We start from the raw sequence: 5,898 nt of genomic DNA, 5'->3' as shown, positions 1-5,898 counted from the left end.
CTTGGTTACAACGCGATTCTCTTCAACTTCTACTGGTGCACTTGTAACAACTTCTTCTTCCATTTCTGCTTCTACATCTAAATTATCGATATCAATCTCTGCGTCATCGTCTAATGGTGCTTCTGATTTAATTGACACAATTTCTGGAGTAGCAACTGGCGTTTTCTTAATTCGTTCTATTTCTAAAACATCAAAACTCACTTGATGATCGCCTTCATTAGCCCTGAAAATATCGTTTAATTGGTGAATTAAATTTTGATGTAAATCATAAATATCCAATTGTATGGCAATTTTTTTAGCAAATGTTGGCAAGACATCGGCAAGTAATTTCGCATCTTGAAAGTTAATTTGAGGATCTGATTTTTTTCCGGTTTCACGATTTACCCAACCGTCTTTTACATGAATTTTGAAATAAATGAACTGATTATTCACCAAGAAATGACGGAATTTCAAGTATTCTTCGTTGAAAATTCTAAAATCATGACTTTCATCGTAACCTTCTAACGTAAACATCGCCCAATCTTTTCCGTTTTTTCCAGTTCTATATTGCACATTGGTTACAATTCCACCAAAAGTAAGCGTTTTTCCAACTACTGATTCTAAACTTTTTAAATGCGCCAACCTCACATTGCAGAAATATTTCATTTCAAATCGATAATCGTCAAGCGGATGACCCGAAATATAGATTCCGACCACTTCTTTTTCTTTGGCTAATTTTTCCATTGTACTCCATTCTTCGCATGGTGGCACAACTGGTTCGGCTATTTGAACATCACTGCTTTCGCCAAATAAACTTACCTGAGACGAATTTTCATTCTCCTGAAATTTCGAACCATAACGGATGGCTTTTTCTAAAAATGTAATTCCTTCGCCTTCAATATGAAAATATTGTGCGCGATGTGTATCGGTAAAACAATCAAAACCACCAGCAAACGCTAGACTTTCGAATGCTTTTTTGTTGGCTGCGCGCAGATCTATTTTCTTAGCTAAATCAAAAATCGATTTGTACGGTGCATCTTTTCTATTTTGAACAATGGTATCCACAGCATTTGCTCCAACGCCTTTTACCGCGCCCATTCCGAAACGTACTGCGTTGTTTTCGTTTACGGTAAATTTATAAAATGATTCATTAACATCTGGACCCAAAACTTGCAATCCCATACGTTTACATTCTTCCATGAAAAATGAAACTTGCTTGATATCGTTCATGTTATTAGAAAGAACAGCAGCCATATATTCTGCTGGATAATGTGCTTTTAAATAAGCTGTTTGATAAGCAATCCATGCGTAACAAGTAGAGTGTGATTTGTTAAATGCATAACTCGCAAAAGCTTCCCAATCCTTCCAAATTTTTTCCAAAACTTTAGCATCATGACCTTTTGCAGCAGCTTGTTCGACAAATTTTGGCTTCATTTTATCCAAAGTTGGGCGGTCTTTTTTTCCCATTGCTTTACGCAAAACGTCGGCATCACCTTTAGAGAAATCGGCTAACGATTGTGACAAAAGCATTACCTGCTCTTGATAAACCGTAATTCCGTAGGTTTCACCTAAATACTCTTCGCAAGCATCTAAATCGTATTTTATTTCCTCTTCACCATTTTTCCTACGAACGAAAGAAGGAATATATTCCAATGGTCCAGGACGATAAAGTGCGTTCATGGCAATTAAATCTCCAAAAACAGTGGGTTTTAAATCGCGAAGGTATTTTTGCATTCCTGGAGATTCGTATTGGAAAATACCAACCGTTTCTCCTCTTTGGAACAACTCATAGGTTTTAACATCATCAATTGGAAAAGTATCAGGATCTAATTGAATTCCAGTTCTATACTTTACTAATTTAACGGTATCTTTTATTAAGGTAAGGGTTTTCAAACCCAAGAAGTCCATCTTCAGCAATCCGGCACTTTCTGCAACCGAGTTATCAAATTGGGTTACATATAATTCAGAATCTTTGGCTGTTGTTACTGGAACGAAATTCGTAATATCACTTGGTGTAATGATTACTCCACAGGCATGAATTCCAGTATTACGAAGTGAACCTTCCAAAACTTTAGCTTGTTGAATGGTTTCACCTGATAATTCTCCGTCGTTGGCAATCGCAATTAATTCTTTTACTCTATCAAATTCATCGGAACGTAATGCTTTTTTGACGTCTTCTTCTTTTTCAGAAATGAAACGAGCCAAATTCCATTTAGAAGGCATCATTCCTGGAATTAATTTAGCAATTCTATCGGCTTCAAACAATGGCAAATCCAATACACGAGCCGTATCACGAATGGCTGATTTGGTTGCCATTTTACCATATGTAATAATTTGCGCTACTTGATTAGAACCATATTTATTGATTACATAATCCATAACACGACCACGACCTTCATCGTCGAAATCAATATCAATATCGGGCATTGAAACCCTGTCTGGATTCAAGAATCTCTCAAAAAGCAAATCGTACTTAATTGGGTCAATATTGGTAATTCCTAAACAATAGGCAACCGCAGAACCTGCAGCAGAACCACGACCTGGACCAACAGAAACATCCATTTTTCTGGCTTCGGCAATGAAATCTTGTACAATTAAGAAATAACCAGGATAACCGGAATTTGAAATTGTAAGTAATTCAAAATCCAATCGTTCTTGAATTTCTGGAGTGATTTCGCCATAACGCTTTTGAGCGCCATTCATGGTTAAATGACGTAAATAAGCATTTTCACCTCTAACTCCGCCATCAGCTTCATCTTCTGGATTTAAAAATTCTTCAGGAATTGTAAACTTTGGAAGTAATACATCGCGATATAATGAATACGTTTCAACCTTATCAATAATTTCTTGAACATTGATAATGGCTTCAGGTAAATCTTGAAATAACTTTTTCATCTCGTCTTCCGATTTGAAATAATATTCTTGATTTGGTAATCCATAACGATAACCTCTACCTCTACCTATTGGTGTGGCTTGTTTTTCACCATCTTTTACACATAATAAAATATCGTGCGCATTAGCATCTTCTTTATTTACGTAGTAAGTATTGTTGGTAGCAACTAATTTTACTTTGTGCTTTTGTGAAAACTCAATCAAAGTTTTATTAACTCGATTTTCGTCCTCTTGATTGTGGCGCATGATTTCTAAATAAAAATCATCTCCAAATTGTTCTTTCCACCAAATTAGCGCTTCTTCAGCTTGATTTTCTCCAACATTTAAAATTTTACTCGGAATTTCACCATATAAATTTCCTGATAAAACAATGATATCTTCTTTGTATTGCTCCACAACTGATTTATCAATTCTAGGAACGTAATAAAAACCATCGATGTATGCGATAGAAGACATTTTGGCTAAATTGTGATAGCCTTTTTTATTCTTAGCTAAAAATACTACTTGATAACCATTGTCTTTTTTGGTTTTATCTTTATGATTGTCACAAATATTGAACTCACAACCTACGATTGGAATAATTTCGTTGTCAGATGGTTCTTCTCCGTTTTCAATTGCTGCTTCAATTTTGGGTTTAACCGCTTTGTTATGATTCATAACTGCACTCACAAAATGAAAAGCACCCATCATATTTCCAGTATCGGTCATGGCTACAGCAGGCATTTTGGTTTTTGCAGCAGCAGCAACTAACGAAGGAATTCCGATAGTAGATTGTAAAACAGAAAACTGGGAATGATTGTGTAAATGAGCAAATCGAGATTGTTTAAAATCTTTTTTATCGGCTTCAGAAATAGAAGTTTGAATTGTTTCATCTTCACTCTTTTGAAGTTTTTTTCTAATTTGTTCAGAAGCTTCTTTAAGATTGATGTGTTTTAATCCAATTAATTTAACTGATCTTGGATTTTTTAATTGAAAATCTTCGAAATATTCTGGTTCAACATCAAGTTCTTCTTTGGTGAAAATTTCTGTACGAATTAATTCTAAAAAACAACGTGTTGTAGCTTCAACGTCGGCAGTTGCATTGTGTGCTTCTGCAAATGGTTCGTTGAAAAGATATTGATGTAACTCTGTTAATGTTGGCAATTTAAATTTTCCGCCACGTCCACCTGGAAGTTTTAGTAACGATGCTGTAACTTCAGTACAAGTATCTAAAATCGGCATTTGCGACATTCGAGAACTGATTCCCATTCGGTAGAATTCACAACCCATGATGTTGATATCAAACCCAACGTTTTGACCGACAATATACTTGGCTTTAGATAAAGCTATGTTGAATTTCTCCAACATTTCTTTCAGTTGGATTCCTTGTTCTTGAGCTAATTCTGTAGAAATTCCGTGTATTCTTTCGGCATCGTAAGGAATATTGAAACCTTCTGGATTGATAAGATAATCTTGATGTTCAACAAGATTTCCCATATCGTCGTGCAACTGCCATGCAATTTGAATACATCTAGGCCAATTGTCTGTATCAGAAATTGGTGCTGCCCAACTTTTTGGCAATCCTGTGGTTTCGGTGTCGAATATTAAATACATACTTTATAAAATTCCANNATTATAAATCCCAAATTCCAATTTTAATCGCATTTATTTTAGGATTTGGAATTTGATTTTTGGGATTTATCAAAAGTACGTTTTAATGAATTATTTGTCAATTTTAGTTATTAACAAAAGGAAAAATGAATTGCTAACTAGCCCTGATGCAAGGGAAAAGCTCCCGATTTTTATCGGGACTTTGGAAAGGCAGCAGGAATATGGATTGCTGATAAATCCCAAGCGATTCGCTCCTGAACAAAAAAAAACCACTCGATTTCTCGAATGGTTTTCTGTATATAATTTAGTTTGAAACTAGTATCTTCCTCTGTTTCCACCACCATTATTGTCTCTATTTCCACCACCGTAGCTACCGCCACCGCGAGAATTTCCACCACCATTGTAACCACCACCACTTGGACGGTTGTTAGAAAAAGATTTTCTTTCTCCTTCTGGTTTTGGTTCTGATTTGTTAACCACAATTGTACGACCGTCAACAGTTGCGCCGTTCAATTCAGTTATTGCTTTTTCAGCTTCTTCATCACTGTCCATTTCAACAAAACCGAAACCTTTACTTCTTCCAGTAAATTTATCAGTAATGATTTTAACAGAACTTACAGATCCGTACACTTCAAAAGACTCTCTTAAATCTGCTTCCTCTATACTCCAAGGAAGACTTCCAACAAAAATATTCATAATTTTATTTTAAAATTCCTGTCAAAGGTAAGCTAAATAAATATGTAAACTACTATTAAATAGGTTTTTATTAACTAAAATAAAAAAATCACCTCTTTTTGGGAGGTGATTCGTATGAGGATTCAAATTGTTTATGATTATGGTTCTGGAATTAATGGTAATTGATAAAATGCACCATATTGAAAATTAACTAATTCGTTACCAAATGGATTGTCTAGTGTATTTTCTGCATTGAATTTAAACTTACCTGTTACAGTATTGTTGGCACTTTCTGTGATTTCAATAAGTCCATTACCTATATCTATACCTGTTGTATAAAAAACATCATTACCATCGAATGAGTTTGTGTATGTTGCCACCTTACTTACAGATGTCCCTAATGGATATAAACCTACGTTTGTACTTGTTGTTCTTAAAACTACTTCTTCACCTTCAGCTAAAGCTACAATTCTAAGTGCTCCAGATGTTGATTTGTAAGCTCTAACATCGATACCTCTAAACAATACGTTATCACGAAAAGCTTGAAAACCTGGATCATTATTAAACTTAACTTCTTCTTGACAAGAACTTAAAGTTACTAAAATTACGATAAGGGAAAATAATTTCTTCATTTTAAATTTAATTTACAAGCACAAAAATAGTTTTTTTAGTGATTTGACCTACTTTTTTTAACTAAATTTCAAATAAAAACTATTTTTTTGATTGACAGTAGTTTGAATGGAAAAGTTTTATATCTTTGCA

The 5,898-nt window shown here is 34.5% G+C and carries 3 protein-coding genes; all 3 read right to left on the bottom strand.

The annotated features are described in order from the left end of the window. Positions 1–4,464: DNA polymerase III subunit alpha (dnaE, locus tag DIU01_RS14665; RefSeq protein WP_290835742.1), on the bottom strand; the 4,464-nt coding region annotated here is incomplete at its 3' end. A gap of 312 nt (positions 4,465–4,776) precedes the next feature. Further along, entirely contained in the window at positions 4,777–5,157 is a 381-nt protein-coding gene (locus tag DIU01_RS14660; protein ID WP_290835741.1) for an RNA-binding protein, read from the bottom strand. A gap of 137 nt (positions 5,158–5,294) precedes the next feature. Next, a complete protein-coding gene (locus DIU01_RS14655) occupies positions 5,295–5,768 on the bottom strand; it encodes a DUF6252 family protein (RefSeq protein WP_290835739.1) in 474 nt (157 codons plus the stop codon). Positions 5,769–5,898: the final 130 nt, after the last annotated feature.

The sequence above is a fragment of the Flavobacterium sp. genome (genome assembly GCF_003525665.1).
Taxonomy (GTDB): Bacteria; Bacteroidota; Bacteroidia; order Flavobacteriales; family Flavobacteriaceae; genus Flavobacterium.
Note: the sequence above shows the minus strand (reverse complement) of the source record. Positions and strands in the feature narration are given on the sequence as shown.